The sequence below is a fragment of the Gordonibacter urolithinfaciens genome, from assembly GCF_900199375.1.
Lineage (GTDB): Bacteria > Actinomycetota > Coriobacteriia > Coriobacteriales > Eggerthellaceae > Gordonibacter > Gordonibacter urolithinfaciens.
Genome location: NZ_LT900217.1, coordinates 1,204,500 through 1,229,101 on the forward strand (window position 1 = coordinate 1,204,500; position 24,602 = coordinate 1,229,101).

22 protein-coding genes are annotated in these 24,602 nt (G+C 66.4%); 8 read left to right on the top strand and 14 right to left on the bottom strand.

What is annotated here, in order from left to right; translation table 11 throughout:
- Nucleotides 1-192 precede the first annotated feature (192 nt).
- A complete protein-coding gene (locus tag BN3560_RS05310; protein ID WP_227115022.1) occupies nt 193-1,164 on the top strand; it encodes a biotin--[acetyl-CoA-carboxylase] ligase in 972 nt (323 codons plus the stop codon).
- Nucleotides 1,165-1,432: 268 nt separating this feature from the next.
- Entirely contained in the window at nt 1,433-2,797 is a 1,365-nt protein-coding gene (locus tag BN3560_RS05315; protein ID WP_096228593.1) for a PFL family protein, read from the top strand.
- Between the two features lie 115 nt (nt 2,798-2,912).
- Here the strand turns inward: BN3560_RS05315 and BN3560_RS05320 are convergent, their stop codons facing one another.
- The 4 genes from BN3560_RS05320 to BN3560_RS05335 all read right to left on the bottom strand — a co-directional run bounded on the left by BN3560_RS05320 (nt 2,913) and on the right by BN3560_RS05335 (nt 5,115).
- Nucleotides 2,913-3,368, bottom strand: a complete 456-nt coding sequence (locus BN3560_RS05320; RefSeq protein WP_087190086.1) for a type II toxin-antitoxin system VapC family toxin — start codon at nt 3,366-3,368, stop codon at nt 2,913-2,915.
- Nucleotides 3,365-3,685 (bottom strand): type II toxin-antitoxin system RelB/DinJ family antitoxin, encoded by a 321-nt coding sequence (locus tag BN3560_RS05325; RefSeq protein WP_096227281.1) that lies wholly within the window; start codon nt 3,683-3,685, stop codon nt 3,365-3,367. The genes BN3560_RS05320 and BN3560_RS05325 overlap by 4 nt, the downstream gene beginning before the upstream one ends.
- Nucleotides 3,686-3,869: 184 nt before the next feature.
- Entirely contained in the window at nt 3,870-4,235 is a 366-nt protein-coding gene (locus tag BN3560_RS05330) for a YccF domain-containing protein (protein ID WP_096227282.1), read from the bottom strand.
- A gap of 142 nt (nt 4,236-4,377) precedes the next feature.
- Complete coding sequence (locus BN3560_RS05335; protein WP_096228594.1) at nt 4,378-5,115, bottom strand: TlyA family RNA methyltransferase; 738 nt, start codon at nt 5,113-5,115, stop codon at nt 4,378-4,380.
- A gap of 150 nt (nt 5,116-5,265) precedes the next feature.
- Here BN3560_RS05335 and BN3560_RS14865 point away from each other — a divergent pair, with 150 nt between their 5' ends.
- The 3 genes from BN3560_RS14865 (at nt 5,266) to BN3560_RS05345 (ending at nt 9,134) form a co-directional block, all read left to right on the top strand.
- Nucleotides 5,266-5,394, top strand: a complete 129-nt coding sequence (locus tag BN3560_RS14865) for a hypothetical protein (RefSeq protein ID WP_264465275.1) — start codon at nt 5,266-5,268, stop codon at nt 5,392-5,394.
- Nucleotides 5,395-5,523: 129 nt separating this feature from the next.
- Nucleotides 5,524-8,421: a sensor histidine kinase gene (locus tag BN3560_RS05340; RefSeq protein ID WP_096227283.1), complete on the top strand. Its 2,898-nt coding sequence runs from the start codon at nt 5,524-5,526 to the stop codon at nt 8,419-8,421.
- The gene (locus tag BN3560_RS05345; RefSeq protein ID WP_087190090.1) at nt 8,418-9,134 is read left to right on the top strand and encodes a response regulator; all 717 of its coding nucleotides are present in this window, start codon (nt 8,418-8,420) and stop codon (nt 9,132-9,134) included. The genes BN3560_RS05340 and BN3560_RS05345 overlap by 4 nt, the downstream gene beginning before the upstream one ends.
- A gap of 42 nt (nt 9,135-9,176) precedes the next feature.
- Here BN3560_RS05345 and BN3560_RS05350 read toward each other — a convergent pair whose 3' ends face one another.
- The 8 genes from BN3560_RS05350 to BN3560_RS05380 form a co-directional block, all read right to left on the bottom strand.
- Nucleotides 9,177-11,453 (bottom strand): bifunctional diguanylate cyclase/phosphodiesterase, encoded by a 2,277-nt coding sequence (locus BN3560_RS05350; protein WP_096227284.1) that lies wholly within the window; start codon nt 11,451-11,453, stop codon nt 9,177-9,179.
- The gene (locus tag BN3560_RS05355) at nt 11,453-12,835 is read right to left on the bottom strand and encodes an ABC transporter substrate-binding protein (RefSeq protein WP_231897349.1); all 1,383 of its coding nucleotides are present in this window, start codon (nt 12,833-12,835) and stop codon (nt 11,453-11,455) included. The genes BN3560_RS05350 and BN3560_RS05355 overlap by 1 nt, the downstream gene beginning before the upstream one ends.
- A gap of 243 nt (nt 12,836-13,078) precedes the next feature.
- Nucleotides 13,079-14,128: an aspartate-semialdehyde dehydrogenase gene (locus BN3560_RS05360; protein ID WP_096227285.1), complete on the bottom strand. Its 1,050-nt coding sequence runs from the start codon at nt 14,126-14,128 to the stop codon at nt 13,079-13,081.
- Nucleotides 14,129-14,263: 135 nt separating this feature from the next.
- Nucleotides 14,264-14,395, bottom strand: coding sequence for a hypothetical protein (locus BN3560_RS14870; RefSeq protein ID WP_264465274.1), 132 nt, complete (start codon nt 14,393-14,395; stop codon nt 14,264-14,266).
- A gap of 115 nt (nt 14,396-14,510) precedes the next feature.
- Complete coding sequence (locus tag BN3560_RS05365; RefSeq protein WP_269456909.1) at nt 14,511-15,809, bottom strand: aspartate kinase; 1,299 nt, start codon at nt 15,807-15,809, stop codon at nt 14,511-14,513.
- A gap of 151 nt (nt 15,810-15,960) precedes the next feature.
- The gene (locus BN3560_RS05370; protein WP_096227286.1) at nt 15,961-17,133 is read right to left on the bottom strand and encodes a PucR family transcriptional regulator; all 1,173 of its coding nucleotides are present in this window, start codon (nt 17,131-17,133) and stop codon (nt 15,961-15,963) included.
- Nucleotides 17,134-17,322: 189 nt separating this feature from the next.
- Entirely contained in the window at nt 17,323-17,508 is a 186-nt protein-coding gene (locus BN3560_RS05375; RefSeq protein ID WP_096227287.1) for a hypothetical protein, read from the bottom strand.
- A gap of 215 nt (nt 17,509-17,723) precedes the next feature.
- Entirely contained in the window at nt 17,724-18,950 is a 1,227-nt protein-coding gene (locus BN3560_RS05380) for an MFS transporter (RefSeq protein WP_096227288.1), read from the bottom strand.
- A 168-nt stretch (nt 18,951-19,118) separates the two neighbouring features.
- Between BN3560_RS05380 and BN3560_RS05385 the strand changes: the two genes are divergently transcribed.
- Nucleotides 19,119-20,177, top strand: coding sequence for a zinc dependent phospholipase C family protein (locus tag BN3560_RS05385; RefSeq protein ID WP_231897351.1), 1,059 nt, complete (start codon nt 19,119-19,121; stop codon nt 20,175-20,177).
- A 6-nt stretch (nt 20,178-20,183) separates the two neighbouring features.
- The gene (locus BN3560_RS05390; protein WP_096227289.1) at nt 20,184-21,152 is read left to right on the top strand and encodes a trimeric intracellular cation channel family protein; all 969 of its coding nucleotides are present in this window, start codon (nt 20,184-20,186) and stop codon (nt 21,150-21,152) included.
- Nucleotides 21,153-21,458: 306 nt separating this feature from the next.
- Here the strand turns inward: BN3560_RS05390 and BN3560_RS05395 are convergent, their stop codons facing one another.
- A complete protein-coding gene (locus tag BN3560_RS05395; RefSeq protein WP_096227290.1) occupies nt 21,459-22,088 on the bottom strand; it encodes a DUF47 domain-containing protein in 630 nt (209 codons plus the stop codon).
- Nucleotides 22,089-22,100: 12 nt separating this feature from the next.
- Entirely contained in the window at nt 22,101-23,153 is a 1,053-nt protein-coding gene (locus BN3560_RS05400; protein WP_087190099.1) for an inorganic phosphate transporter, read from the bottom strand.
- Nucleotides 23,154-23,444: 291 nt separating this feature from the next.
- Here BN3560_RS05400 and BN3560_RS05405 point away from each other — a divergent pair, with 291 nt between their 5' ends.
- Nucleotides 23,445-24,599 (top strand): MFS transporter, encoded by a 1,155-nt coding sequence (locus tag BN3560_RS05405; RefSeq protein WP_096227291.1) that lies wholly within the window; start codon nt 23,445-23,447, stop codon nt 24,597-24,599.
- Nucleotides 24,600-24,602 lie beyond the last annotated feature (3 nt).

Below are 24,602 nucleotides of genomic sequence, written 5' to 3' on the forward strand. Positions count from 1 at the left end.
ACTCCGCGCGAATCTTTCATTGCGCAGAGCATAAGCCTGATGTTTCACGTGAAACATCCGTTCCATTTTTCGATTCGTATCTCATAAAAGAGCGGTTGCGCGCTTCTCATTGTCACCTTTCTTTATCATTCACGTTGACAGCGAGGGAACCGCACTTCTAGGATGGAAGCGGACGAACGAGGGAGGCGCGCGATGGGAACCAAAGAGCTCGTACTGCGGATGCTGGAGTGCCAGCGGGACCGGCATGTGTCGGGAGCATGGCTGGCAGAGGAGCTGGGGGTGACCCGCAACGCGGTATGGAAGGCCGTTGAGGTGCTGCGGGCGGAAGGGTACGTTGTTGAGGCGGCCACGAACCGGGGATATCGCTTGGCGCAGGAGAACGACCTGCTGTCGCCGGCCAGCATCGAGCGGTTCCTCCCGGACGGGCATCCGTTCGATATAACGGTGCGCAAGAGCGTGGACTCCACAAACGCCGAAGCGCGGCGCCGGGCGCTCGAGGGCGCGCCCGAGGGCGTGGTCGTGGTGGCCGAGGAACAGACGGCCGGACGGGGGCGGCTGGGCAAGACGTTCTACTCCCCCGCCGGCGCGGGCGTGTACCTGAGCGTGGTGCTGCGCCCCCGGCTGCAGGCCGACGCCGCCCAGTACCTCACCTGCGCGGCTGCCGTGGCGTGCGCGCAGGCCATCGAGGCCGTCACCGGCGAGGAGGCCCTCATCAAGTGGGTGAACGACATCTTCTGCCGTGGCCGCAAGGTGGCAGGCATCCTCACCGAGGGCGTAGTGGACATGGAGTCGGGACGCTTCGAGCACGCCGTGCTCGGCATGGGCGTGAACGTGCGGGTGCCTGCCTCCGGTTTCCCCAGCGAGATCGCCGACGTGGCCGGTGCCGTGTGCGAAGAGGCCGTCGGCGCGCTGCGCAGCCGGCTGGCCGCCGAGATGCTGGCGCGCTTTTGGAGCCTCTACGAGAGCCTTCCCCACCGCTCGTTCTACGACGAGTACCGCCGTCGGTGCTTCCTTCTGGGCCAGCCCATCGTCGTGGCGCGCAACGGCTCGCGCGTGCGTGCCCGCGCCGTCGACCTGACCGAGGACTTCAAGCTGGTGGTGGAGCTGCCCGACAAGACGCGCCGCGAGCTGCCCTACGGCGAGGTGAGCACCGGCCCCGCCTAGCCTCCTTCCGCCCAGCCTTCCCCTCTTTTCGCACCCGCCCCCGACCCCCTCTCTCGCGTCGAGCCGACGCGCGCCCGTTGCGCCTTCGCCGCCCCATCACCGGCTCCTGCAATCTCGCTGCGAAGTTCCATATGAGACGTCCGTTCTTTTTTCGCATTCCTCGTGAGAAGAAACCTCGGAATCGAACGAACGGTGCCGCCGCCGCACGCGCGGTTTGCTAGACTGGTTCGACACGCATTCCGAGCACGCCAAAGAGAAGGACGGGGCCATGCAGATCACGCCTGCCGAAATCGCCGAAACGCTTGCCATGGTGAGCAAGCAGCACCTCGACATCCGCACCATCACGCTGGGGCTGAACCTGCGAGGTTGCACGGACTCCGATATCGACGTCATGGCGCGCAAGGTGTACGACCGCATGACCACGGCCGCCGAGCGCCTCGTGCCCACGGCCGAGCAGCTGGAGCGCGAGTACGGCATCCCCATCGTGAACAAGCGCATCTCCGTCACGCCCATCGCCGAGATCTGCGCCGCCACCGACGCGACCGACCTCACGCCTATCGCCGTGGCTATGGACCGCGCCGGGAAGGAGGTGGGCGTGGACTTCGTGGGCGGCTTCAGCGCGCTCGTGCACAAAGGTGCGTCAGCCGCCGACCACAAGCTCATGGACTCCATCCCTCACGCGCTCTCCGTCACCGACAACGTGTGCTCGAGTGTGAACGTGGGCTCCACGCGCGCGGGCATCAACATGGACGCCGTGCTCAAGATGGCGGGCATCGTCAAGGCGACGGCCGAGGCCACGGCCGACCGCCAGTGCATCGGCGCGGGCAAGCTGGTGGTGTTCTGCAACGCCGTGGAGGACAACCCCTTCATGGCCGGCGCGTTCCACGGCTCGGGCGAGGCCGATGCGGTGGTGAACGTGGGCGTGTCGGGCCCCGGTGTGGTGCGCGCCGTGCTGGCCGACCTGCCGAAGGACGCCGACCTCACGAGCGTGGCCGAGGCCATCAAGGCCACGGCGTTCAAGATCACGCGCGCCGGCGAGCTCATGGCCCGCGAGGCGTCGAGGCGCCTGGGCGTGCAGCAGGGCATCCTCGACCTGTCGCTCGCGCCGACGCCGGCCGAGGGCGACTCGGTGGCCGAGATCCTCGAGGCCATCGGCGTGGGCCAGTGCGGCGGCCCCGGCACCACGGCGGCGCTCGCCATGCTCAACGACGCGGTGAAGAAGGGCGGCGTCATGGCGTCGTCGTCCGTCGGCGGATTGTCGGGCGCGTTCATCCCCGTGTCCGAGGACGCCGGCATGATCCGCGCGGCCGAGGACGGCGCCCTGTCGCTCGAGAAGCTGGAGGCCATGACCTGCGTGTGCTCGGTGGGCCTGGACATGATCGCCGTGCCCGGCGACACGTCCGTGGAGACCATCTTCGGCATCATCGCCGACGAGTGCGCCATCGGCATGATCAACTGCAAGACCACCGCCGTGCGCCTCATCCCCGCCATCGGCAAGACCGTGGGCGACCGCCTCGACTTCGGCGGCCTGCTGGGCTACGCGCCGGTCATGCCGGTCAACCAATACGCCGGCAGCGTGTTCGCCCACCGCGGCGGCCGCATGCCCGCGCCGCTCAACTCGCTGAAGAACTAGGGCGTAACCGGTTCCCTGTTTCTTGGGAGGCGACAACCGCGGATCGCCTCCCAGCATTGCACCATGACCATTGCGGTATGACAACCCTTAGGTGCACGGCCCAGGAGCGGAGCCTTCAGAACGGTATTTCTTCGTAGACGAGCCCTTTCTCTTCCGCTAGGTAATCGAACAGCTCCTCGCAATCTAATACCCTGATGGATGATTTCTCGAAGTCTTTCCGATTGCGCGTGATGATGGCGTCCGCCTTCAGCTTGAGCGCGCACTGGTAAACGCACGCATCCTCGAAGTCGTTCCACGTCGAGTCGAGCGCAGCATCGACATCGGCCTCGTTGAGAGAACAAACTCGGATGAATTGTCGGGCGCGTTGCATGGTTCTCTTTACTTCCGTTGCCTCGGAAGCTCGACCTCCGTTTGTGAGCAAATAGAACAGATCCGTTGTTTGGGAGGCGCTCATCCACAGATCGAACTCATGCAAGAAGCCCAGAATCATGAGCTTGCGGGCGGGCCCGACGTATCCGGGGCGTTCGTCGAGGTAGTCTAAGATAATGTTCGTGTCGACGAAAAGCCTCATCGATCGCCACCTGGCTGCATGAGCCCCTTGGCAATCAAGCGCTCCCGTTTTGCCTCCTTAACGGTCATATCTGAAAAGCGTCCCGTGGTCCTTTTCTGGGAAAGGCCGTCGACCCAGGCGATCGCTTCGGCGATTTCCTCCTGCGTATAGTGCCTCCTTTCTTCCCGATCGAAAAACGGCAGCTCGCGCTTCTCTATCACGTAGTCGTACAGACGGTTCACCGCTTGCGAGGCGTTCGTGCCCATCTGCTCGAGTATGCGGTTGCCCGCCTCTTTTTTCTCCGACGACATGCGCGCCGTCACCATTGCGTCGGCCATGCTACCTCCTTTGTTGTACGTACAACATTATAACGGACGGCAGGAATGCAGGCAAGACAATTTCGGAATCAATGCGGCAGCGCAAGAAGCCGGCGGAAAGAAAGCAGGGAGCGGACGGCAGAGAGCAAAGACGCAGTGCCAAAAAGCAAGAGGGGAAGAGGAGCGGGGACGATGAGCGGGCGCGCTACTTTCCCCGCACGACGGCGCCGAAGGGCAGCAGCGCGAGCTTCGCCTGCTTGAAGCATTGGAGGCCGAAGGGGATGCCGATGATGGTGATGCAGAGCAGCACGCCGTTGATCAGGGCCTCGAGGGCGAGGAAGACGCCGCCGAAAACGAACCAGAGCACGTTGAGGATGGCGGAGCCGGCTCCGCCGCCGTACTCGACCTCCTTGCCGAACGGGAAGAACGCGAGCCCGGCCATCTTGAAGCACTGCGTGCCCACCGGGATACCCACGATGGTGATGCACCACAGTGCGCCGACGAGGATCCAGCTCACACCCTGCCAAAGCCCCGCGAAGACGAACCACAGTATATTGCCGAGCACGCTCATATCTTGTCCTTTCCCCCTGTCGTCCAGCGAGTATGGCACACCAGGGCGCCCGAAGGGGAAACCGTTACCGCTTCATAAGCAATGAGCACGAGGGTGCGGGGTGCGGGGTGCGGGGGTGCGGGGGTGCGGGGGTGCGGGGCGGTCAGGCGCTCCTCTTGTACACTGCGCGCACAAGGTACTCCACGTTGCCCTCGGGGCCGGTGATGGGCGACTCCACCACGCCGGTCGTGCGGAAACCGGCGTCCTCCAGGGCCGCGCGCACCTCCTCGACCACGCGCCCGCGCACGGCCTCGTCGCGCACCACGCCGCCCTCCGTCTCGCCGGGGCGCGACTCGAACTGCGGCTTCACCAGTCCCAAGAACACGCTCCCCTCCCGGGAGAGCCGCGCGAACACGGGCGCGAGCTGCGCCAGGCCGATGAAGCTCAAGTCGGCCACGAGCACGTCGAACGGCGCGCCGAGCGCGGCGGGGTCGGCCAGCTTGATGTTCGTGCGCTCGAACACGGTCACGCGCGCATCCTGCCTAAGCGACCACGCCAGCTGTCCGTAGTTAACGTCGACGCAGGCCACGCTGGCCGCCCCGGCCTGCAGCAGGCAGTCGGTGAAGCCGCCCGTGGACGAGCCGATGTCGATGCAGCGCAAGCCGGACACATCCTGCCCGTACGCGTCGAGCGCGCCCTGCAGCTTGTGGCCGCCACGCGACACGAACCGCCGCCGCCCGCGCACCACGATCTCGGCATCGGGCGCCACCTTCAGGGCAGCGCTCGAGGCGTACACGTCGTCCACCTTCACCTCGTGCGCCAGCACAGCGCGCAGCGCGGCATCCGCATCGGGGAAATAGCCCTGCTCAACGAGCAGCGTATCGAGTCTCGTCTTCTTCATGGGCATCAGTATAGCGCATGCGGCCGCCCCGTCGCGGACAGGCGCGCAGCGCTCCTTAACGCGATCTTAATCGCCGGCGCCAGCTTCTTCAACGCGCCTTAACGCCCCCTTGGCTAAGCTGTACGCGCGCACTGGGGAAAGGAGTTCGCGATGTCGGCACTGGATCTGCTCTTCGCGCTGCTGGGCATTGCAGCGCTTGCGGGAGCGGGAGCGTTCGTCTCGTTCCTGCTGTTGGTCGAGCGCGCCGGCCGCACATGGCGCATCAGGCTTCCCTGGTAGCGGGCGGCGTGCTGCAGCAGAGCGGCGCGCCGCCCGAAGCGCGCTACCGCACGATCTTCATGCTTTCTTAATGCCAGAACCATGACCTTAATGCCGCGCTCATAGGCACTGGCGTATGATGGGCCCGCTATGGAGACATCCTCGACAGAACCGATTCGGCCGAACCCCGACAAGCTGCTGCGGGCTATTTCGGCAGATGCGGGCGCATGTGCATGCGATAACGAGCAGCGCGGTCGCCTCAAGATATTCTTCGGCTACGCAGCCGGCGTGGGCAAGACCTACGCCATGTTGGAGGCGGCCCATGTGGCGAAGGACCACGGACGCGACGTGGTGGTGGGCTACATCGAGCCGCATACGCGCCCCGATACGCTCGCCCTACTGGACGGCCTCGAGCAACTGCCCGTACGCGAGATGCCGTACAAGGGCATCTCGCTGCGCGAGTTCGACGTGGACGCGGCGCTCGCGCGCAAGCCCGGCCTCATCCTCGTGGACGAGCTGGCCCACACGAACGCCCCCGGCAGCCGCCACGCCAAACGCTACCGCGACGTTGAGGAGCTGTTGCACGCGGGCATCGACGTGTTCACCACCGTGAACGTGCAGCACCTGGAAAGCCTGAACGACAAGGTGTCCGCCACCACCGAGGTGGTGGTGCAGGAGCGCATCCCCGACCGCATCTTCGATTACGCCTCGTCGGTGGAGCTGGTGGACCTGGATCCCGACGACCTCCTTGAACGTCTGGAGGGCGGCAAGATCTACGGCGCCGAGCGCGCCGAGACGGCGCTCGCGAACTTCTTCTCAAAGAAGAACCTCGCCTACCTGCGCGAACTGGCGCTGCGCCGCACGGCCGACCGCCTGAACCGCAACCTCGAGCGCGGTCTGGGGCGCGCAGCGGGCGACGCCGGCGATGACGTGCTCGTGCACGTGAGCCCCTCCGCCGGCAACGCCACCGTCATTCGCGCCGCGGCGCGCCTGGCCGCCGCCTACCGCGGCACGCTCACGGCGCTGGTGATGGAGCCCGTCGACGACCAGAAACTCTCCGAGGAAGACGCCCGGGCGCTGCACGCGAACGTGGAGCTGGCCGAGGAGCTGGGCGCGCACGTCGTGACTGTTTACGGCGGCGATCTGGCTCTCCAGATCGCCCAGTACGCGCTCTCGGGCACCATCTCGAAAATCGTCATCGGCTCGTCCGAGAACCAGCGCAAGCGCGCACTGCCCAACCTATTCCCACGCGAGTCCGTGGGAAGTCGCCTGGCGAAGCTGTCCTGCACGGCCGACGTCGTGGTCATCGCCGACCGCCACGAGGCCCGCCCCACGTCCGGCCCGCGCCTGGCCACGCGCTTCAAGCCCACGCGCACCGACTTCGCCGCCGCGTTCTTGGCCCTGCTGGGCGCCACGGTGCTCGGGCTCGCGTTCCACGAGGCCGGGCTCGCCGGCAGCACCATCCTGGCCGTCTACCTCGTGGCAGTGCTACTAGGTTCGCTCAAGGCCGACAGCTTCTTCTACAGCATCGTGGCCTCGCCGCTGGCCGTCATCCTGTTCAACTACTTCTTCCAAACGCCGCGCTTCACCTTGACGGCCTACGGACTGAACTACCCGTTCACGTTCGCGTTTTTGTTCGTCACGTCCGCCGTGGTGTCGTCGCTCACCATCCGCACGCGCCGCGAGGCCCAGATGAACGCCCGCAAGGCCTATCGTACCGAGGTGCTGCTGGAAACGGAACACCGCCTGCAGGAGGCCAACGGCGTGGACAGCATCCTGTCCACCACGGCCGAGCAGGTCATCAAGCTGCTGCGCACCACCGTCGTCATCTACCAGGTATCCCCCAGCGGCCGGCTGCTCGACCCCAGCCTGTTCTCCTCGGGCAACCCCGACGAGGACGTGACCATGACGTCGCTGGTGAGCGACGACGAGCGCGCCGTGGCCGCCTGGGTGGCCGGCAACAACAAGCGCGCCGGCACGGGAACGGGCACGCTCATGAACGCGCGGTGCCTCTACCTGCCCATACGCGGCAAGGACACCGTGGTGGGCGTGGCCGGTATCGTGCTGGCCGACGAGGACCTGGACGCGTTCGAGAAGAACCTGCTGCTGGTCATGCTGGACGAGTGCGGCCAGGCCGTGGAGCGCGAGCGCTCGGCCGAGGACGCGCACCGCATCCGCCTGCAAGCCGAGCAGGAGAGCCTGCGCGCGAACCTGCTGCGCAGCATCTCGCACGACCTACGCACGCCGCTCACCAGCATCTCCGGCGATGCGTCTATTTTGCTGTCGAGTGCCGATGCGCTCACGGACGACAAGAAGCGCGCCATCTACACCGACATCTACGAGGATGCGCTGTGGCTCGTGAACCTCGTGGAGAACCTGCTGGTGGTCACGCGGCTGGACAACGGCACCATGGCGCTCAAAACCGAGCCGGAGCTGGTGGAGGACGTGATCCGCGAGGCGTTCCACCACCTGAACCGCAAGGCCGCGCTGCACGAATTGCGCGTGCAGGTGGACGACCCGCTGCTCATGGCCCAGATGGACGGGCGCCTTATCATGCAGGTCATCATCAACCTGGTGAACAACGCCGTCACTTACACGCCGGAAGGTTCGCGCATCACCGTATCGGCGCGGCGCGCAGGCCGCGGGCAGCGCCCGGGCACTGCGGGGCTCGTGGCTGTGTCCGTGGCCGATGACGGCCCCGGCATCGAGCCGGCCGACCGCACCGAGATATTCACGATGTTCTACAAGGGGAAGAACGTGGGCAGCGATGCGCGACGCGGCATGGGCCTCGGCCTGGCCCTGTGCAAGTCCATCGTGGAGATACACGGGGGCACCATCGCCGTCGACGCGCTCCCCAAGAGCGAGCGCACCTCTCCCGACCGTCCGGGCACCGTCATCACGTTCACGCTGCCTGCGGTAGAATACGAGGCGAACCACGCGGAGGCCGAGCAACGTGCGACGGCCGCGACAGAGGGCCGTCCCGCAGCGGATGCCGCGAGGCCGCCCGAGACGACCCGCACCCCGGACGACGAAGGAGGAGGCGCATGACCGACGCAGCCGAAGGCCGTGGAGCCTTCACCATCCTCATAGTGGAGGATGACAGCGCCGTGAAGAGCCTCATCGCCACGGCGCTCAAGGTGCAGGGCTACCGCCTGCTCGAAGCGAGCACGGGAGGAGCGGCCCTGCTGGAGGCCACCACGAAGAACCCCGACGTGATCATCCTCGACCTGGGGCTGCCAGACGCCGACGGCATCGACCTCATCCGCCAGGTGCGCACGTGGTCGCACACCCCCATCATCGTGGTGTCCGCACGCACCGAGGACGCCGACAAGGTGGCCGCGCTGGACGCCGGCGCCGACGACTACCTCATCAAGCCGTTCTCGGTGGAGGAGCTGCTGGCGCGGCTGCGCGTGGCCACGCGGCGCTTGGCGGCGGATGCCGGCGCCGACCGGGACGGCCCCGTCTACGAGAACGGCGACCTGCGCATCGACTACGCCGCCCGCACCGTCACCCTCGCCGGCGAAGAGGTTCATCTCACCCCCATCGAGTACAAGCTGCTGGCGCTTTTGGCCCGCAACACCGGCAAGGTGCTCACGCACAACGCCATCCTGAAGGAGGTGTGGGGCAACGCCCTGGCCAGCGACCTGCCGTCGCTGCGCGTGTTCATGGCCACCCTGCGCAAGAAGATCGAACGCGACCCGGCCCACCCCGCCTACCTCCAAACCCATGTGGGCATCGGTTACCGCATGCTGCGGAAGTAGCACCCTTTCACCGCCGAAGAGCACGGGGAAGCTTGTCGGCAGTCAGTCTCGGGGCGCACCCTCGTCCGGTGCGACCGTGTCCAGCAGCCGGTAGAACTCCTCGGGGGGCACGGGGCGCGAGAACACGAAGCCCTGCACCATGTCGCACGCCGTCGTGCGCAGGAACGCCAGCTGCTTCGGCGTTTCCACGCCCTCCATGACCGTGTCCATGCGCAGCTCCTTGGCCATGGTGATGACCGTGCGCACCACCGTTTCCTCCGTGCCGGGAAGCGATCCCTCCAGCAGGAAGTCGCGGTCGAGCTTCAGCACGTCGGCGGGCAGGTCCTTCAGCACGTTGAGCGACGACTGGCCCGAGCCGAAGTCGTCGATGGCGCAGCGGAACCCGGCGCGGCGCATGCTGTCCATGATGTCGAACATGCCGTGCAGGTCCTCGATGACGATGCTCTCCGTCAGCTCCAGCTCGCACAGCCCGTCGGGGATGCCGTGCTCGTCCTTGATGCGCACGTACGTGGACAGGAAGTCGGGGCGGTGCAGGTGCAGGCGGGACACGTTCACCGAGATCGGCACCACGGGCAGCCCGGCATCCAGGCGTGCACGCAGGTCGCGGCACACGCTCTCGAACACGAACTCGTCGAGCCTCAGGATGAAACCGTTCTGCTCGAACAGCGGGATGAACTCGTCGGGGCCCACGACGCCCTCGTCGGGACGGCTCCAGCGCACGAGCGCCTCTCCGCCCAGCACGCGCGTGCCCGTCACGTCGTACTTCGGCTGCACGAGGTGGAAGAACTCGCCGTGCTCCAGCGCGCCCTCCATCGAGCGCTCCAGGTCGGCCCGGCGCAGGAGCGCGTCGCGCATGGGCTTGCTGTAGGCGCACGGCGTCTCGCCGCGCTTGCGCGATTCGACCTGGGCGATGCGCGCGCGGTCGGTGAGCTCGTTCGCGTCGCGCGCCTCGGGCGCGTCCTCCGAGCAGCACAGGCCGATGTGCAGGGCAAGCGGCTTCCCGTTGCCCACGATGTCGCGCGCCCGCTCGGCTATGCGCTTGCAAACGTCCAGCGCGTCCTCGCGGCGCACATACGGAACCAGCAGCTGGAAGTAGTCGGCCGACAGGCGCGCCGCGATGCCGTCCTTCCCCGCCTCCTCGCGCAGGATGGCGGCGAGCTCCCGCAGCACCTCGTCGCCCCGCGCGTACCCATCCACATCGTTGATGAGCTTGAAGTTGTCTATGTCGATGCACGCCGCGGCCATGCCGCCCCCTGCGCCCCCGCCGGCCCTGTCGGCCCTCGCGCGCTCCGCCAGCCGCACGTCGCCCTCCAGCGCGAACTTGTCGGCGCTGAACAGCCCGGTGAGGCCATCGAAGAACGCCATGCACTCGATCTCCCTGCGGTGCGCACGGCTGCCGCGCCAGTACACCGTCAGCACGATGCCCAGCCCCACGATGATGACCAGGCACAAAAGAAGCGTGGCGTTGATGATGGCGTTGGCCTGCTCCATGACCACTTCGTTCGGGATGATGGACACCACGTCCCAGCCGTCCGTGCCCTCCAGCGGCGTGTAGCAGAACACGTACTCATCGCCCCGGTACGAGAACAGCGCCACGCCGCGCGCGTTCTGCTTGAGCGCAGCGCGGAACGAGTCCACGTCCACCTGGTCGTTGCCCTCGAAGCCCACGATGTCGTAGATGCTGGAGAACGTGCGGTTGCTGTCGCGGTGCTGCGAGCGCATGACCACCTCGCCCTCGTCGTTCACCACGTACGAGAAGCCGCTGTCGTTGTAGAACGACAGCGAGAACCGCTCCTCCACGTCGCCGAGCGGGCGCGCCTTGCGCACGATGCCCGGCGTGCCGTCGGAGAACGTGAAGCGCTCGTACACGCCTATCATGTTGCCGCCCGTGCGCTCGTCCAAAAACGGCTCCAGCACGCCCCGATCGGCGGCCGCGGCGGTCGAGGCCATCTGCTCGTCCGTGAGCCTCGCAGCGTTGGCGTTGTCCGTGCGGTACACCGCGCCCGTGTTCAGGTCGACGCACACGTACACCGTGCCGTCGTCATCCATCCCGAACAGCGCCAGCTTCTCGATCAAGCGGTCCTCGTCGTCGTGGCGCTGCACGGAAAGCTCGGCCGCGAGCAGGTCGAGCGTGTCCAGGTCCTTCTCGAAGTAGGTGTCCAGCGCATGCTGGCCCTGCGCCGTCACCTCCAGCACGTCGGTCACGGACTTCTCCCACAGCGAGTCCTGCACGAAGCGCGCGAACAGCACCGTGCCGATGATCACGGCCACGGACGCCGCCGCCACGAGGATCGAGATGAGCGTCTTGCGCGACTTCATCAGGACGCATCCGCCCCCTCGGCCAGCAGGCTGCGCAGCTGGTCCTCGGCTTGGGCGGCCGTCGCGCCCTCGAGCAGGGACACCACGCTCTGGCGCAGCGCGCCCCAGACGGGTAGGAGGATGTTGTCGTCCGAGCCCACGACCGCGCCCGCGGCGAACGCCCCGGCCAGCGGCTGCAGCGAGGCGTCGTCGGGGGCGGCGTTGCCCTCCAGCGGGCTGAACGAGCACTGGCTGTTCGCGAAGCGCTCGATGGCGGACGGCTGGGTGAGGAAGGCCGCGAACTCCTTGGCCTCTTCGACATGGGCGCCGTTCGCGTTCACGCTCACCCGCGTGTCGACGTTGACCACGAGCACGGGCCGGTCTTCGAGGACCGGATAGGGATGCACCTCGTACGCCAGGTCCGGCGCCATGTCGTGCACGCGCACCGAGGCCCAGGCGCCCGTGAGCATGAACGGGTAGCTGCCGGTGGCGAACTGGTCCAGGTCGTCGGAGGTCTTCTCCGTTTCCAGGGCCATGCCCGCGTCCACGCAGCCGCGCTTAACGATGCGCTCCACCAGCTCCAGGCCGGGGCGCAGCTGAGCGGCCAGCGCATCGGGATCGGCGCTCAGGGTGGCGACGCGCTCGCGCACGTTGTCGGCGGCGTACACCTCCGCCATGCCCCGCGCGATGGCGAGCGTCTTGAGCGAGATGTCGTTGTTCGCCACGAGCGGCGTGACGCCTTCGGCGAGGAACGCGTCGCAGGCGCGCTCGAACTCCGCCAGCGTGCGCGGTGCGTCGATGCCGTGCGCGGCCAGCAGGCCGGTGTTGCAGTACAGGCCGAACGCGGAGATGGACGTCGGCACGTACAGGATAGTGCCCTCGGCATCCATCTGGTCAAAGGCCAGCCTGCTGAACGTGGAGATGGTGGGCAGGCCGGCCAAGTCGGCCAGGTAGCCCTTCTTCTCGAACGACAGCGCCGTGTCATGGTCGATCATGAACACGTCGTCGCCGGTGCCGGAATCGAGGCGCTTCACAAGCGCCTCGTAGTAAGGCCTGCTCTTGATACCCTCGTAGGACACGGACACGTTCGGATGGGCATCCATGAAGTCGCGCAGGATGTCCTCGATGGCCATGACGTTGATGGACTCGTACTTGAAGCCGAAGAACGTGAGCCGGGTGTCGACCTCCACGTCGGCCGTCTCGCCGACGACTATGTTCTTGCTGGTGGAGCAGCCGGGAAGCGCGAAGGGGGAGAAGGCCGTCGCCAATCCGACAGCCGACACGGCCAGGAAGCGGCGGCGCGTGAGCGGCAAGGCAGAGCCGGTCTCGGCGGGCGCTTCCGCGCGGAAGGCGGTGCCCTGCGAGGGCAAGGTTCCGTGTTCGTTGCTCGGTGTATGCGTCAAATCCCCGTCTTTCGCCAAACGGCATCTGCCTGATATGGTAGCGCAAAATAGCCCGCCGCGCACGCAGAACACGACTGCATGCGATCGGCGTGCGTGCGATTCGAGCCTAAGTTGAACGTCGCCGCCCCGCGCGGTGCGTTCGGGAGCGGTGAAGGCGCCTCCAGGGCGCGAAGGTTCCGCGAAGAACGGAGCCGGGCCGCATGGCGGGCCGGCTCCGCTGGGCGGACGCAGGCGAGCGCTGCCCTACGGCAGCAGCAGCTGGGCGATCTGCACGGCGTTGAGCGCGGCGCCCTTGCGGATCTGGTCGGCCACCACCCACATGGCCAGCCCGTGCTCCACCGTGTCGTCGCGGCGCAGGCGGCCGACGTAGGTGTCGTCGGTGCCGGCCAGGATGCCCGGCATGGGATAGGTGTTCGTGGCGCAGTCGTCCATGACCGTGATGCCGTCGGTCGCCGCGAGGGCGGCCCGCGCGGCCTCCACGCCCACGTCGCCGGCGAACTCCACGTTCACCGACTCCGCATGGCAGCGCAGCACGGGCACGCGCACGCAGGTGGCGGCCACCTTGATGCCCTGGTCGCCCATGATCTTCTTCGTCTCCACGACCATCTTCCACTCTTCCTTGGTGGAATCGTCGTCCAGGAACACGTCGATGTGCGGGATGCAGTTGAACGCGATGCGGTGCTGGAACACCTTCACCTCCAGCTCGTCCTCCGGCGTGCCGTCGAGGAACGCCTTGGTCTGGTCGTACAGCTCGGCCATGGCCGGCGCGCCGCCGCCGCTGGCCGCCTGGTAGGTGGACACCACCACGCGCGTGATGGGAGAGAGGTCGTAGAGCGGCTTCAGCGCCACCACCATCTGGATGGTGGAGCAGTTCGGGTTCGCGATGACGCCGTTGTGCCAGGCCACGTCGCCCGGGTTCACCTCGGGCACCACCAGCGGCACGTCCTCGTCCATGCGGAACGCGCTCGAGTTGTCGATCATGACCGCGCCGGCGGCCGTCACGGCCTCGCGCAGCTCCTTCGACACGCCCGCGCCGCAGCTGAACAGCGCGATGTCAACGCCCTCGAACGACTCTGGGCACATCTCCTGCACCGTGAGCTCGCCCGCCGGCACCTGCCCGCAGCCCGCGAACGGCAACTTCCTGCCCGCCGAACGCGCCGACGCCAGCGCCCGCACCTCGCTCGCCGGAAAGTCCAGGTCGTGCAGCACCTTCAGGAACTCGCTGCCCACGGCTCCCGTAGCTCCCGCCACCGCCACCACCGGATTCGCCGGCATTTCCTTCGTCCAAACCATTTTTTGCTCCTTTGCTGCACAAGCCCCGAACCGTTTGCAAAAACACCCTCGTTGCGGTTATACTGCAGAAGTCAGCGGACTGCCTGAGGTAGGAACCAGGCGGCACCGCTAAGGGAGCATGACCGCTAGTTCCTGCTAGCGGTCATCTTTTTGGTGCGCCATCAGCGCCTTGGCGAGCGCCATCGCCTCCCGCAGCAGCCCGACGACCGCAGTCGCCAGCGCAACAGCCGAAGCTGCAAGCTGTAGGAATGCAAGCGTGACACCCAAGCGAATCACCTCCTTTCTAAAAGAAGGTGCCGCCCGACGCTCAGGACTTACGTCCGCTGACCCTTTCCATCATAGCATGATATACAATGCCTTTACGGATGCATCGCCCATTCCCCTACCTCCCCTTGTTCATCTTCGCGGCGATCTCCTCGGCGGAAAGCTGCGTCTCCTCGAATACGCTGTCGCTGTCCAGGTCGAACGCCGTGTGCAGGCAGCGCACGGCCTCGGCGGCCTGCGAGCCGTCCACCACCACGGACAGACGGATGGGCGACGTGGAGATGGCCAGGATGTTGATCTGGTTCTCCCCCAGCGTCGTGAACGCGCGCGCCGCCACGCCGGGCGACGACTTCATGCCCGTGCCCACGAGGCTCACCTTCGCGATGTCCTCGTCTACGTCGAACTCGCGGGCGCTGATGTCGGGCAGGATGCGCTCGATGGTCTCGCGTGCGAGCGCCAGGTCGGCGCCGGCGCACGTGAAGCTGATGTCCGTGAAGCCGTCCTCCGAGATGTTCTGGATGATCATGTCCACGCGCACGTTGTTCCCGGCCAGCGCGCTGAACACCTTCGCCGCCACGCCCGTCATGTCGGGCACGCCGCGGATGGTCACCTTCACCTCGGACGTGTCGTGCGCGATGCCGGTGATGACGGCTTCTTCCATCATGTCGGTTTCCTCCTTGATGTAGGTGCCCTCGGCCTCGGAGAACGCCGAGCGGGAATGGATGACCACGTCGTACTTGCGCGCGAACTCCACGGCGCGCATCTGCAGCACGCCCGCGCCCGAGCCGGACAGCTCCAGCATGTCGTCGTAGGACACGGCGTCGAGCTTCTTGGCGCGCGGGCACACGCGCGGGTCGGCCGTGTACACGCCGTCCACATCGGAGTAGATCTCGCATACGTCCGCGCCGATGCCCCAGGCAACGGCCACGGCCGTCGTGTCGGAGCCCCCGCGGCCGAGCGTGGTGATGTCGCCGTTCGCGTCGATGCCCTGGAAACCTGCCACCACGGGGATGGCGCCGGCGGCGATGGCCTCCATGATGCGCTCGTTGTGCACCTTCACGATCTTGGCCTTCGCGTGCATGCCGTCGGTCTCGATGCCGGCCTGGCGGCCCGTGAAGCTCATGGACTTGTAGCCGCGCGCCTCGATGGCCATGGCCAGAAGCGTCATGGACACCTGCTCGCCGGTGGAAAGCAGCCGGTCCATCTCGCGGGCGGGCGGATCTTGGTTGAGTGCGCGGGCGAGGCCCACCAGCTCGTCGGTGGTCTTGCCCATGGCGGACACCACGGCCACCACGTCGTGGCCGGCCTGCTTCTTCGCGATGACCTTCTTCGCAACCATCTGGATGCGTTCAGGCGAGGCAACTGAGGTTCCCCCGAATTTTGCTACGATTAGCGACATGGCGTTCTTTCTCGTCATTGGCCCAGTTGGCTCTCCACTATACCAAAGAGCCGGCCTCCACGCGCACCGAACACCCGCGAGCAGGCGTTTTTTCACGGGGAAAGCGAAAGGCGGAACTGGGAACGAAGATGCTATCCGGTGGGGATGCATGCGCCCGACCTGTCGGGCGTCAGCGCCCGAGCAGCGGATTCGTGCGGTCGAGGAAGATAAGGCCCAGCAGGAAGGCGAACTCGCGGTCCGGGGCGTCGGGCATGCCGAGGACGGCCTTCGCCTTGCGCAGGCGGTAGCGCACGGTGTTGGGATGCTGGTGCAGCTGCTCGGCGGCCGCGCGCACGTCGCCGTAGGCGCGGGCGAGGGCTTCGGCCGTGGGGGCCAGCTCGGCATCGTTTTCCGCGTCGTATTCCTCCAGCAGAGCGCGATGAAACGCGGCGGTGCGGCCGAACAGGCGGCTGGCGGCCGCCGCGGCGCGGAAGGCGTCGTGATGCAGGTCGGCCCAGCACACCACCGCATCGGCCTCGATGCGAGCGGTCTTGAGCGCGGCCAGGGCCTCGCGCACGCTCAGGTCGCCGTCGGACAAGGGACCCTCCTCCCCCACCCCGAGCCACAGAGGGCCGATGCCCTGGATGCGCGCCACCAAGTCGGCCTCGGAAGCCGCGCGAACGGAGGCCGGAGGCTGCGCATAGGACACGAACGCAAGCAGGAGGTCGTGGTAGCGGCAGGCGAACACCGTGTCCACGCTGGCCCAATCGGCCTTGAACGCGCGCAGCACCTCCGCAAGCGCATCGAGCGCGGCGTACAGCGAGCATTCGTCGGCGTTGCGCGGCGCCACGGCGAGGCACTGCAGCGTGGCGCCCATGGCTCCGGTGAGCTGATAGAGCTTGGCGCGCGTGCCCTGGCTATCGCGAGCTGCCAGAAGCGCATCCACCAAACGCCCCTTGTCCGACTCCTCGCCGTCGCGGCGAATGAGATCGAGCGCTTGATAGGCCAGAACCTCGTGGTAGGCTCCGTCGTAGAGGTACAGCGGAACGCCAGCCGACGTGCTGGCCGCGCGCACCGCCTCGCTCAGATGAGGGTGGTGCCCGTTCTTAACGGCCACCGCCGCCACGTTTCTCTTTATGAGCGTGAGAAGCGAAGCCTCGGCAAGCGCCGCATCGTCGCGTGCGAAACCGAGGTTCGACGCGATGAACTCGCCTGGCAGGTAATCGGCATACGCCTGCTCGTCTGGTGCGAGATCCAGAATACCCACGTTGCGCACCTCGCGCGCACCCGCCCCCGCGCACGGAGCCGCCAGCTCGATTCGCTCGAACGCCGGCAACGCGATGATGTCCGCAACGGTTATCACACCTGAACCCCTCTCGACGATGGGCCCATACTACACCAAATGCGTCGCTGCCGTCGGGGTGCGCCGTCCTACGGGCAGGGCGATGCACCCCGACGGCAGCGGGACCGCGCGCCAACCATATGCGCCAGCAGGCACCGTTGCCGGCCGGCATTTTGCAGGCCGGCCAGCGCTCCGCAAGGTAAGCACCGTCTATCCAGCCTGGTAAAGATCTTCCAAGTTGCCGTTATCCACCAGCGTGCAGAGCGCGTTGCTGGCATGCTGGGGGTTCACGCCCATTTGCTCGAAGCGCTTCGTCAGCTTCAGGCAGTACGCCAAGTCTCCAGAATCCAGCGAGAGCAGGGCCGACGTGGCCCGCTCGTCCAACTTCTCCAACATGGGATGCTCCTCTCGATCGAATTCTCGTACCAAGAGGATATCCTGCACGCCCCCGCCCTCTTTTGGACAAGCGGGACAATCGCAAGCCCCCGTTTTGTGCCATTGGACAAAACGGGGGCAAAAGGCCTTGCTTTCCCGGTTGACGATAACGGAGCTGCCGGCCAGCGGCATCCGCGCCCCGCCCCGACCGACGGTGCGCTCGCGCCGCAGCCTCCCTATTCCCTCTCCGGCATCCGCCACAGCAGCACGAAGCCCACCACGAACAGCACGGCAATGGACAGCACGCCCATGGACGAGTTGCCGGTGAGCTGCGTGAACACGCTCACCAGAAACGTGCCCATGACGGCGGCGTACTTGCCGAAGATGTCGAAGAAGCCGTAGTACTCGTTGGCGTGCTCCTTGGGAATGAGCTTGCCGAACTCGCTGCGCGAGAGCGCCTGGATGCCGCCCTGGAACAGGCCCACGCAGATGGCGAGGATCCAGAACTCGAACGCCTCGCGCAGGAAGAACGCCGCGAACAGCGTGATGCAGAAGTACGCGCCGATGGCCACGAGCAGCATGCGCTTCGTACCGAACCTGCCGGACAATCGCCCGTAGGCGATGGCCGACGGGAACGCCACGAACTGCGTCACCAGCAGCGCCAGCACGAGCTGCGTCGCATCGATCCCCAGATCGGTGCCGTAGCTCGTGGACATCTTGATGATGGTGTGCACGCCGTCGATGTAGCAGAAGAACGCCAGCATGAACAAGCGCAGCCGCCGATCCTTGAAGATGCGCTTCACCGTCTTCCACAGGCCGCCGAACGTGTCGCGGATCAGGTGCTCGGCGCGCTCCTTGTAGTGCGTCTGGTGCACGTCGCGAATGAGCGGGATGCTAAACGCCACCCACCACGCAGCCGTGATGAGAAACGCTATCTTCATACCGATATCCATGGGGATGCCGATAGACGGCCCACCCAACACCACGGCCAAGCATGCGATGAACGGCACGCACGAGCCGATGTAACCCCATGCGTAGCCCTGCGACGACACCTCGTCGTAGCGCTCGTCGCAGGTGGCATCTACAAGGAACGCGTCGTAGAACACCATGGAGCCGTTCAGCATGATGGACGCGATCACATACAGCACGAGGAACGTCATGGCAGCCGTGGGAATGCCAAGGGCCGCCAGCGCGATGGCGCCCGTGCCCACCGTGCCGACGAAGAACTTCTTCTTGTTGCCCTTGAGATCGGCGAGGCTGCCCAGGACGGGCATGAGCAGGGCCAGGATGAGCGACGCCACCGTCTCGGCGTAGCCCCAGGCCACCACCACCGATGAGCCTTCCTCGGCGATCGAGGCGAAGTACACCGGAATAAGGGCCGTGGCCAGCAGCACGAACGCCGAGTTTCCCACGTCGTACAGAACCCAGCTGCGTTCCTGCCTCGTCAACTTCGCTCGCGCCATGGTGCGCCTTCCTCTCGTCCCGCGCGCCCCCGCGCGCCTCGCCACCGCCGTTCAGCCGGAAACGTTCTTCACAACTGGGAAACCGACGGTTAACAAGCACCGCCTCATTGTATATGATAGCGCTAAGCGACACGGGTAAATTTCACGTCAGAAACGGGGTACCGCGCCATGCCCGCTCTCATCACGCACGACTTCTTCGGCCAAGACGTCTACGACCATATCTTCCGCAACGTCGGCGGAACCCGCGACGAGGCCGAGGCGTTCCTGCTGGGCAACCAAGGTCCGGACCCCCTGTTCTACGCGGTGGCCGACCCGCGCCTGCACGAGCACAACCGCTTGGGCAACGTGATGCACAGCGAGAAGCCGAGCGAGCTCATCAAGGCATTCAAAGACTCCCTCGGCATCCTCGATGACGACGAACTGCCCGTCGGGCGCGCCTACGCGTTCGGCTTCCTGTGCCACTACACGCTGGATTCCACCATGCACCCGCTCGTGTTCTTCCACGAGTACCTGCTCACCGATGCCGGCGAACCGGGCCTCTCGCGCGACGACGCCCATGAGGTGCACGCCGTCATCGAAAGCGAGCTGGACGAGCTCGTGCTGTTCGAGAAGCGCGGCGAGACGGTGGCAACGTTCCAGCCGTGGCGCGAGATCCTGCAGGCCAGCGACTTCGTGCTGGGCGCGGTGTCGAAGATGTACTCCTACGCAGCGCTCACGGTGTACGGGCGCATCGTGCCGCGCGACCTGTTCGCGCGGTCGGTGCGCAACTTCCGCCGCGTGCAACGGCTGTTCTACTCCAAGACCGGCGCCAAGCGTGCGCTGCTGGGACGCATCGAGGGGCTCGTGCGCCCTTACTCGTTCTACCAGTCCATGAGCCATCGTCCCGTGGCGCTCACCGAGAGCATCTACGACAACCGCGCCCACGAGGCCTGGGAGAACCCGTACACGGGCGAGGTGAGCACGGCGAGCTTCTGGGACCTGTACGGCCGGGCGCTCGAGAAGGCCGAGGAGAACATCGACGCCTTCGACCGCGACGACTTCGACCTGGGGGCCGCGCGCGCCCTGACCGGCGAGCTGGACTTCTCGGGCCGACCCGTGGTGGCCACGCTCGTGTCGGTGGAGGACGGCGGCACGGCGCACGGCGCAGAGGGCGAGACGGCGAACGCAACGGAGCCCTCTGGCCGCAACGCGGCCGCCTCGAACTCCCCCGCCCCCCGCGGCGCCTAGCGCGCCATGCTGGAAGTCGTCCTCACCATCCCGTTCTGGCTGGAGCTGGCCGCCGCGCTGACGGGCGGCTTGTCGGGCGCCATGAGCGCCGTGCGCGCCCGCTACGACATCTTCGGCGTGGTGTGCATCGCGCTCACCGCCGGCCTGGCGGGCGGCATCATGCGCGATCTGCTCATGCAGAACTACGGCATCTACGCATTCCAGAAACCAGAGCTGCTGCTGGCTTGCGCGGGAGCAGGCGTCATCGTGTTCTACTTCGGCAAGCTGGCCACGTACCTGGACCCGGTGGTGGCGCTGCTGGACAACCTCTCGGTAGCGCTGTGGGCCGTGATCAGCGTGGGCAAGGGCCTGTCGGCCGGGCTCGACGTCGTGCCCTCCATCATCCTGGGCACCGTGACCGCCGTGGGCGGCGGCATCCTGCGCGACGTGTTCATGAACCGCGAGCCGGAGGCGTTCCAGGCCGGCGCCATGTACGGCTCGGCCGCGCTCATCGGCTCCACGGTGTACGCGCTCATGGCGCAGAACCACGTGCTGGACCAGTACGCGCCCTACGCCTGCGTGGCCATCGTGCTGGGGCTGCGCTACGCGTCGCTGTTCTTCGGCTGGAAGACCACGCCGCCCAAGGACTACACGGACGTGGTGACGAGCGCCGTGGCCCGCCCGGTGAAATCGGTGGCGCGGCGCGTGCGCCCGCCCAAGGGCAAGGTGGAGCGCGAGCGCGAGCGGCGCCGCGCCTACGAGCGCCTGCGCTGGCTGTGGCGCGCGCCCGGCAGCACGTCGCCCCTGCCGCCGGTGGAGATGCGCGGGACCGAGGACGACGAGCGACCCGACGCACCCGCGTCCTCGCAGGCAGCTCCGACCGACGCCGCGCCCAGCGACCCGAGCGACCGTATCCACGTGGACCGCGAGGAGCTGCGCCGCATCATGGGCGGCGAGGACGACGAGCCCCGCGACCCGTTCGAGCCGCGCTCGTAAGGAGCGGTCAGCCGAGGAGCCTCCGCGCAGGGGCGAAGCGACCTGCGCCTCGCGCGAAGCGCGAGAACAACCGCCCAGGTTGGCGGGCGGAAGCGAAGCGACCCGCCCATGCGCCCGGAGGGCGCATAACAGCCGCCCAGGTTGGCGTAGTAAGTCAGCGAGGAGCCCCCTGGCACCCGAGATTGGCAGGATCGCGGAGGTGAAGCGTACTGCGGTACGCGAACCTACGGGATCGTGACAAGCTCGGGTGCCAGGGGGCTCCGCAGCGTCGGCAGGGGTTTCGCGGGCCGGAAGGCCCGCGAAACGCTATACGTTCTTCAGCAGGATGGTGCTCATGGTGTCGGCCACGTGCTCGCAGGCGTCGCAGCACTTCTCCATGCGGTCGAAGATCTGCGACCACACCAGCACGCGCATGGGGTTGTCGTTGTCCTCGGTGTGCAGCTTGCGGATGACCTTGAGGTACAGCCGGTCGGCCTCTTCCTCGTAGGTGTTCACGTCCACGATGAGCTGCTTGAACGTCTTCGACTTCTTGAAGTTGCGGAAGTCCACCATGGCCTTGTCGAGCGCCTCGCAGCTCTTCTTGATAAGGCAGGCGAACTCTTCGGCATCGTGGTGCATGAAGTGGACGTCGTACATGTAGAAGCGCTGCATGACGTCCTCGATGTAGTCGATGATGTTGTCGAGGTACTGCGACAGCTCGATGATGTCCTCGCGCTCGATGGGCGTGATGAAGTCGGTGGCCACCGTCTTGAAGATGGCGTGGTTGACCTCGTCGCCCTCGTGCTCGAGCTCGTGCGCGCGCTCCATGATACCGCGCAGGTCCTCGGCCTCGGTGAAGTTCTCGATAGCCTCGATAAGCAGCTCGGCCTCCTTCACGGCCATCGCGGACTGCTTTTCAAAGGCGTCGAAGTAATCGAACTTGTGCTTCTTGGACATTGAACTCTCCTTTTACGAGAAGAACAGGAACAAGTGGGCGAATGCGAACCCGAGCAGGCCGCATCCGGGGAACGTGAGCACCCACGTCTTCACCATATCGACGGCGATGCCCCATTTCACGGCGCTCTTGCGCTTGGCGGCGCCCACGCCCATGATGGCCGTGGTGTTCGTGTGCGTCGTGGAAACCGGCAAGCCGGCGAACGTGGACAGCATGAGGCAGAAGAACGTGGCGGCGCTGGCCGCGAACCCTTGGAACGGCTCCAGCTTCACCATGTCGAGGCCGACGCTCTTGATGATGCGCTCGCCTCCCACAGCCGTGCCGATGCCCATGTTCAGCGCGCAGAAGAACATGAGCCAAATGGGCAGGACCATCTGGTCGGCCTGGCCCACGCCCGTGGCCAGCGTGATGGCCAGCACGAAGATGCTCATGAACTTCTGCCCGTCCTGGGCGCCGTGCATGAACGCCACGCCCGCGCCCGAGGCCACCTGGGCCCAGCGGAACACCTTCGTCGTGCGCTTGCGGTCCATGTTGCGGCACACGCGGCCGACGATCTTGGAATTGGCCCAACCCAGGAAGAACCCCAGCAGCGTGGACAGCAGGATGCCGTACACCACCTTCATCCACTCGCCGCCGTTGATGGCGCCGAAGCCGCCCTGCAGCGCGATGGCCGCACCCGTGAGGCCGGCGATGAGCGAATGCGACTGGCTCGTGGGAATGCCGAACCACCAGGCCGCCGCACCCCACACGATGATGGCGATCATGGCGGCCGTAAGCGCGATGAGCGCCTGTTGGGAGTTGCCGCCGAAATCCACCATGTTGAAGATGGTGTGCGCGACGGCGGACGTGACGAGCGAGACGAGCAGCAGGCCCAGGAAGTTGCAGACCGCCGCCATGAGGATGGCTAGCTTGGGCTTCATGGCCCGCGTCGAGACGACCGTGGCAATGGCGTTGGGGGCGTCGGTGGCGCCGTTGACGACGATGACGCCGATATTGAGCAGCGTCACGGCCACCAGCACCGGGTTGGAGGCGAGCTCGGCAATGAACGTAGCCCACTCTATGGTCACAGGTTCCCTCTCGACAAAACAGCAAAAAGGCCAGCAGCTCATCAGTTTAACGTAAATCTAACAAAGAGCTAGGGGAGCAACCTGCTTTTTACGTCGACGGACGAACCGTTTGGTAAAATTCGCGTAAAGGGGCCTATACGAAAAGAAAATACCGGGCATTCGGCAAAGGGCCGCGTGCGCCGACTGCTAATATATAAGCATGCCGCTATGGATTGGAGGCGAGGGCCGCGCAGGGAGGCCGATGCCTCCGGCGGCACGAGGGGGACATCTTTGCTCGAGGGGAGCAAACGCATGAAGAAGAGCATACAGCTGCCGCTGCAGACGGGCGACCTCATCGTGGGCTTCATGGTGTGGGTGATCCTGTCGTCGCTGCTGCCGTACATCTTGCAGGACATTGCCATTCCGCCTGATCGGGTGGCGCTCGTCACGGCCGTCCCCGTGATCCTGGGCTCGGTGCTGCGCGTGCCGTTGGGCTACCTGACGAACCGGCTGGGTGCACGCACGGTGTTCCTGGCCAGCTTCGTCTGCCTGCTCCTCCCCGTGTGGCTCATCAGCGAGGCCACCACGTACGAGGCGCTCATCACCGGCGGGGTGTTCCTGGGCATAGGCGGCTCCGTGTTCTCCGTGGGCGTGACGTCGCTGCCGAAATACTACCCGCGCGAGCGTCACGGTTTCGTGAACGGAGTGTACGGGTTCGGCAACATGGGCACGGCGCTTACCACGTGGCTCGCACCCCTCGCGGCGGCGGCCTGGGACTGGCGTGTGGCCGTGAAGCTGTACCTGGTGCTGCTCGTGGCGGCCATAGCGGTGAACCTCGTGCTGGGCGACCGCGCCGAGCCGCGCGTGAGGACGCCCATCGTGGCCCAGATCAAAACCGTGTGGCGCGATGGGCGCCTGTGGGCCCTGTCGCTGTTCTACTTCGTGACGTTCGGGGCGTTCGTGGCGCTCACCGTGTACCTGCCGAACTTCCTTGTGACGCACTATGGGCTGGACGGCGTGACGGCAGGCATGCTCACCAGCGCATTCATCGTGGCGGCCGCAACCTTGCGCGTCTTGGGCGGCTGGCTGGCCGACCGGTATGACTGCTTACGGCTTCTGGCGGTCGTGTTCGCTGCGCTCGCGGTGGGCGCCGCGGCGCTGGCGCTGGCACCTGGCCTGCCCGTGTACCTGGCGGGCATCTATCTGATCAGCGCGGCATGCGGCATCGGCAACGGCGCGGTGTTCAAGCTGGTGCCCACGTACTTCCTGGGACAAGCCGGCCCGGTGAACGGCCTGGTGTCCATGTGGGGAGGCCTGGGCGGCTTCTTTCCCCCGCTCGTGCTGGCCGCGAGCACGGCCGTCTTCGGCTCGAACGTGCCGGGGCTGGCCCTGTTCGCGGCGTTCTGCATCGCATGCCTGGGTGTGGCAGCCTGGATGGGGAGGAAGGAACGGGCGCAGGCGAGCTAGGCG

Excerpts from the sequence above, each read along its gene's own strand:
- BN3560_RS05315 (WP_096228593.1), top strand. The coding sequence starts at position 1,433 with ATGCAGATCACGCCTGCCGAAATCGCCGAAACGCTTGCCATGGTGAGC.
- BN3560_RS05395 (WP_096227290.1), bottom strand. The coding sequence starts at position 22,088 with ATGTCCAAGAAGCACAAGTTCGATTACTTCGACGCCTTTGAAAAGCAG.
- BN3560_RS05325 (WP_096227281.1), bottom strand. The coding sequence starts at position 3,685 with ATGGCCGACGCAATGGTGACGGCGCGCATGTCGTCGGAGAAAAAAGAG.
- BN3560_RS05405 (WP_096227291.1), top strand. The coding sequence starts at position 23,445 with ATGAAGAAGAGCATACAGCTGCCGCTGCAGACGGGCGACCTCATCGTG.
- BN3560_RS05385 (WP_231897351.1), top strand. The coding sequence starts at position 19,119 with ATGCCCGCTCTCATCACGCACGACTTCTTCGGCCAAGACGTCTACGAC.
- BN3560_RS05310 (WP_227115022.1), top strand. The coding sequence starts at position 193 with ATGGGAACCAAAGAGCTCGTACTGCGGATGCTGGAGTGCCAGCGGGAC.
- BN3560_RS05390 (WP_096227289.1), top strand. The coding sequence starts at position 20,184 with ATGCTGGAAGTCGTCCTCACCATCCCGTTCTGGCTGGAGCTGGCCGCC.
- BN3560_RS05350 (WP_096227284.1), bottom strand. The coding sequence starts at position 11,453 with ATGAAGTCGCGCAAGACGCTCATCTCGATCCTCGTGGCGGCGGCGTCC.
- BN3560_RS05345 (WP_087190090.1), top strand. The coding sequence starts at position 8,418 with ATGACCGACGCAGCCGAAGGCCGTGGAGCCTTCACCATCCTCATAGTG.
- BN3560_RS05335 (WP_096228594.1), bottom strand. The coding sequence starts at position 5,115 with ATGAAGAAGACGAGACTCGATACGCTGCTCGTTGAGCAGGGCTATTTC.
- BN3560_RS05365 (WP_269456909.1), bottom strand. The coding sequence starts at position 15,809 with ATGACGAGAAAGAACGCCATGTCGCTAATCGTAGCAAAATTCGGGGGA.
- BN3560_RS05340 (WP_096227283.1), top strand. The coding sequence starts at position 5,524 with ATGGAGACATCCTCGACAGAACCGATTCGGCCGAACCCCGACAAGCTG.
- BN3560_RS05320 (WP_087190086.1), bottom strand. The coding sequence starts at position 3,368 with ATGAGGCTTTTCGTCGACACGAACATTATCTTAGACTACCTCGACGAA.
- BN3560_RS05375 (WP_096227287.1), bottom strand. The coding sequence starts at position 17,508 with ATGTTGGAGAAGTTGGACGAGCGGGCCACGTCGGCCCTGCTCTCGCTG.
- BN3560_RS05330 (WP_096227282.1), bottom strand. The coding sequence starts at position 4,235 with ATGAGCGTGCTCGGCAATATACTGTGGTTCGTCTTCGCGGGGCTTTGG.
- BN3560_RS05380 (WP_096227288.1), bottom strand. The coding sequence starts at position 18,950 with ATGGCGCGAGCGAAGTTGACGAGGCAGGAACGCAGCTGGGTTCTGTAC.
- BN3560_RS05360 (WP_096227285.1), bottom strand. The coding sequence starts at position 14,128 with ATGGTTTGGACGAAGGAAATGCCGGCGAATCCGGTGGTGGCGGTGGCG.
- BN3560_RS14865 (WP_264465275.1), top strand. The coding sequence starts at position 5,266 with ATGTCGGCACTGGATCTGCTCTTCGCGCTGCTGGGCATTGCAGCGCTT.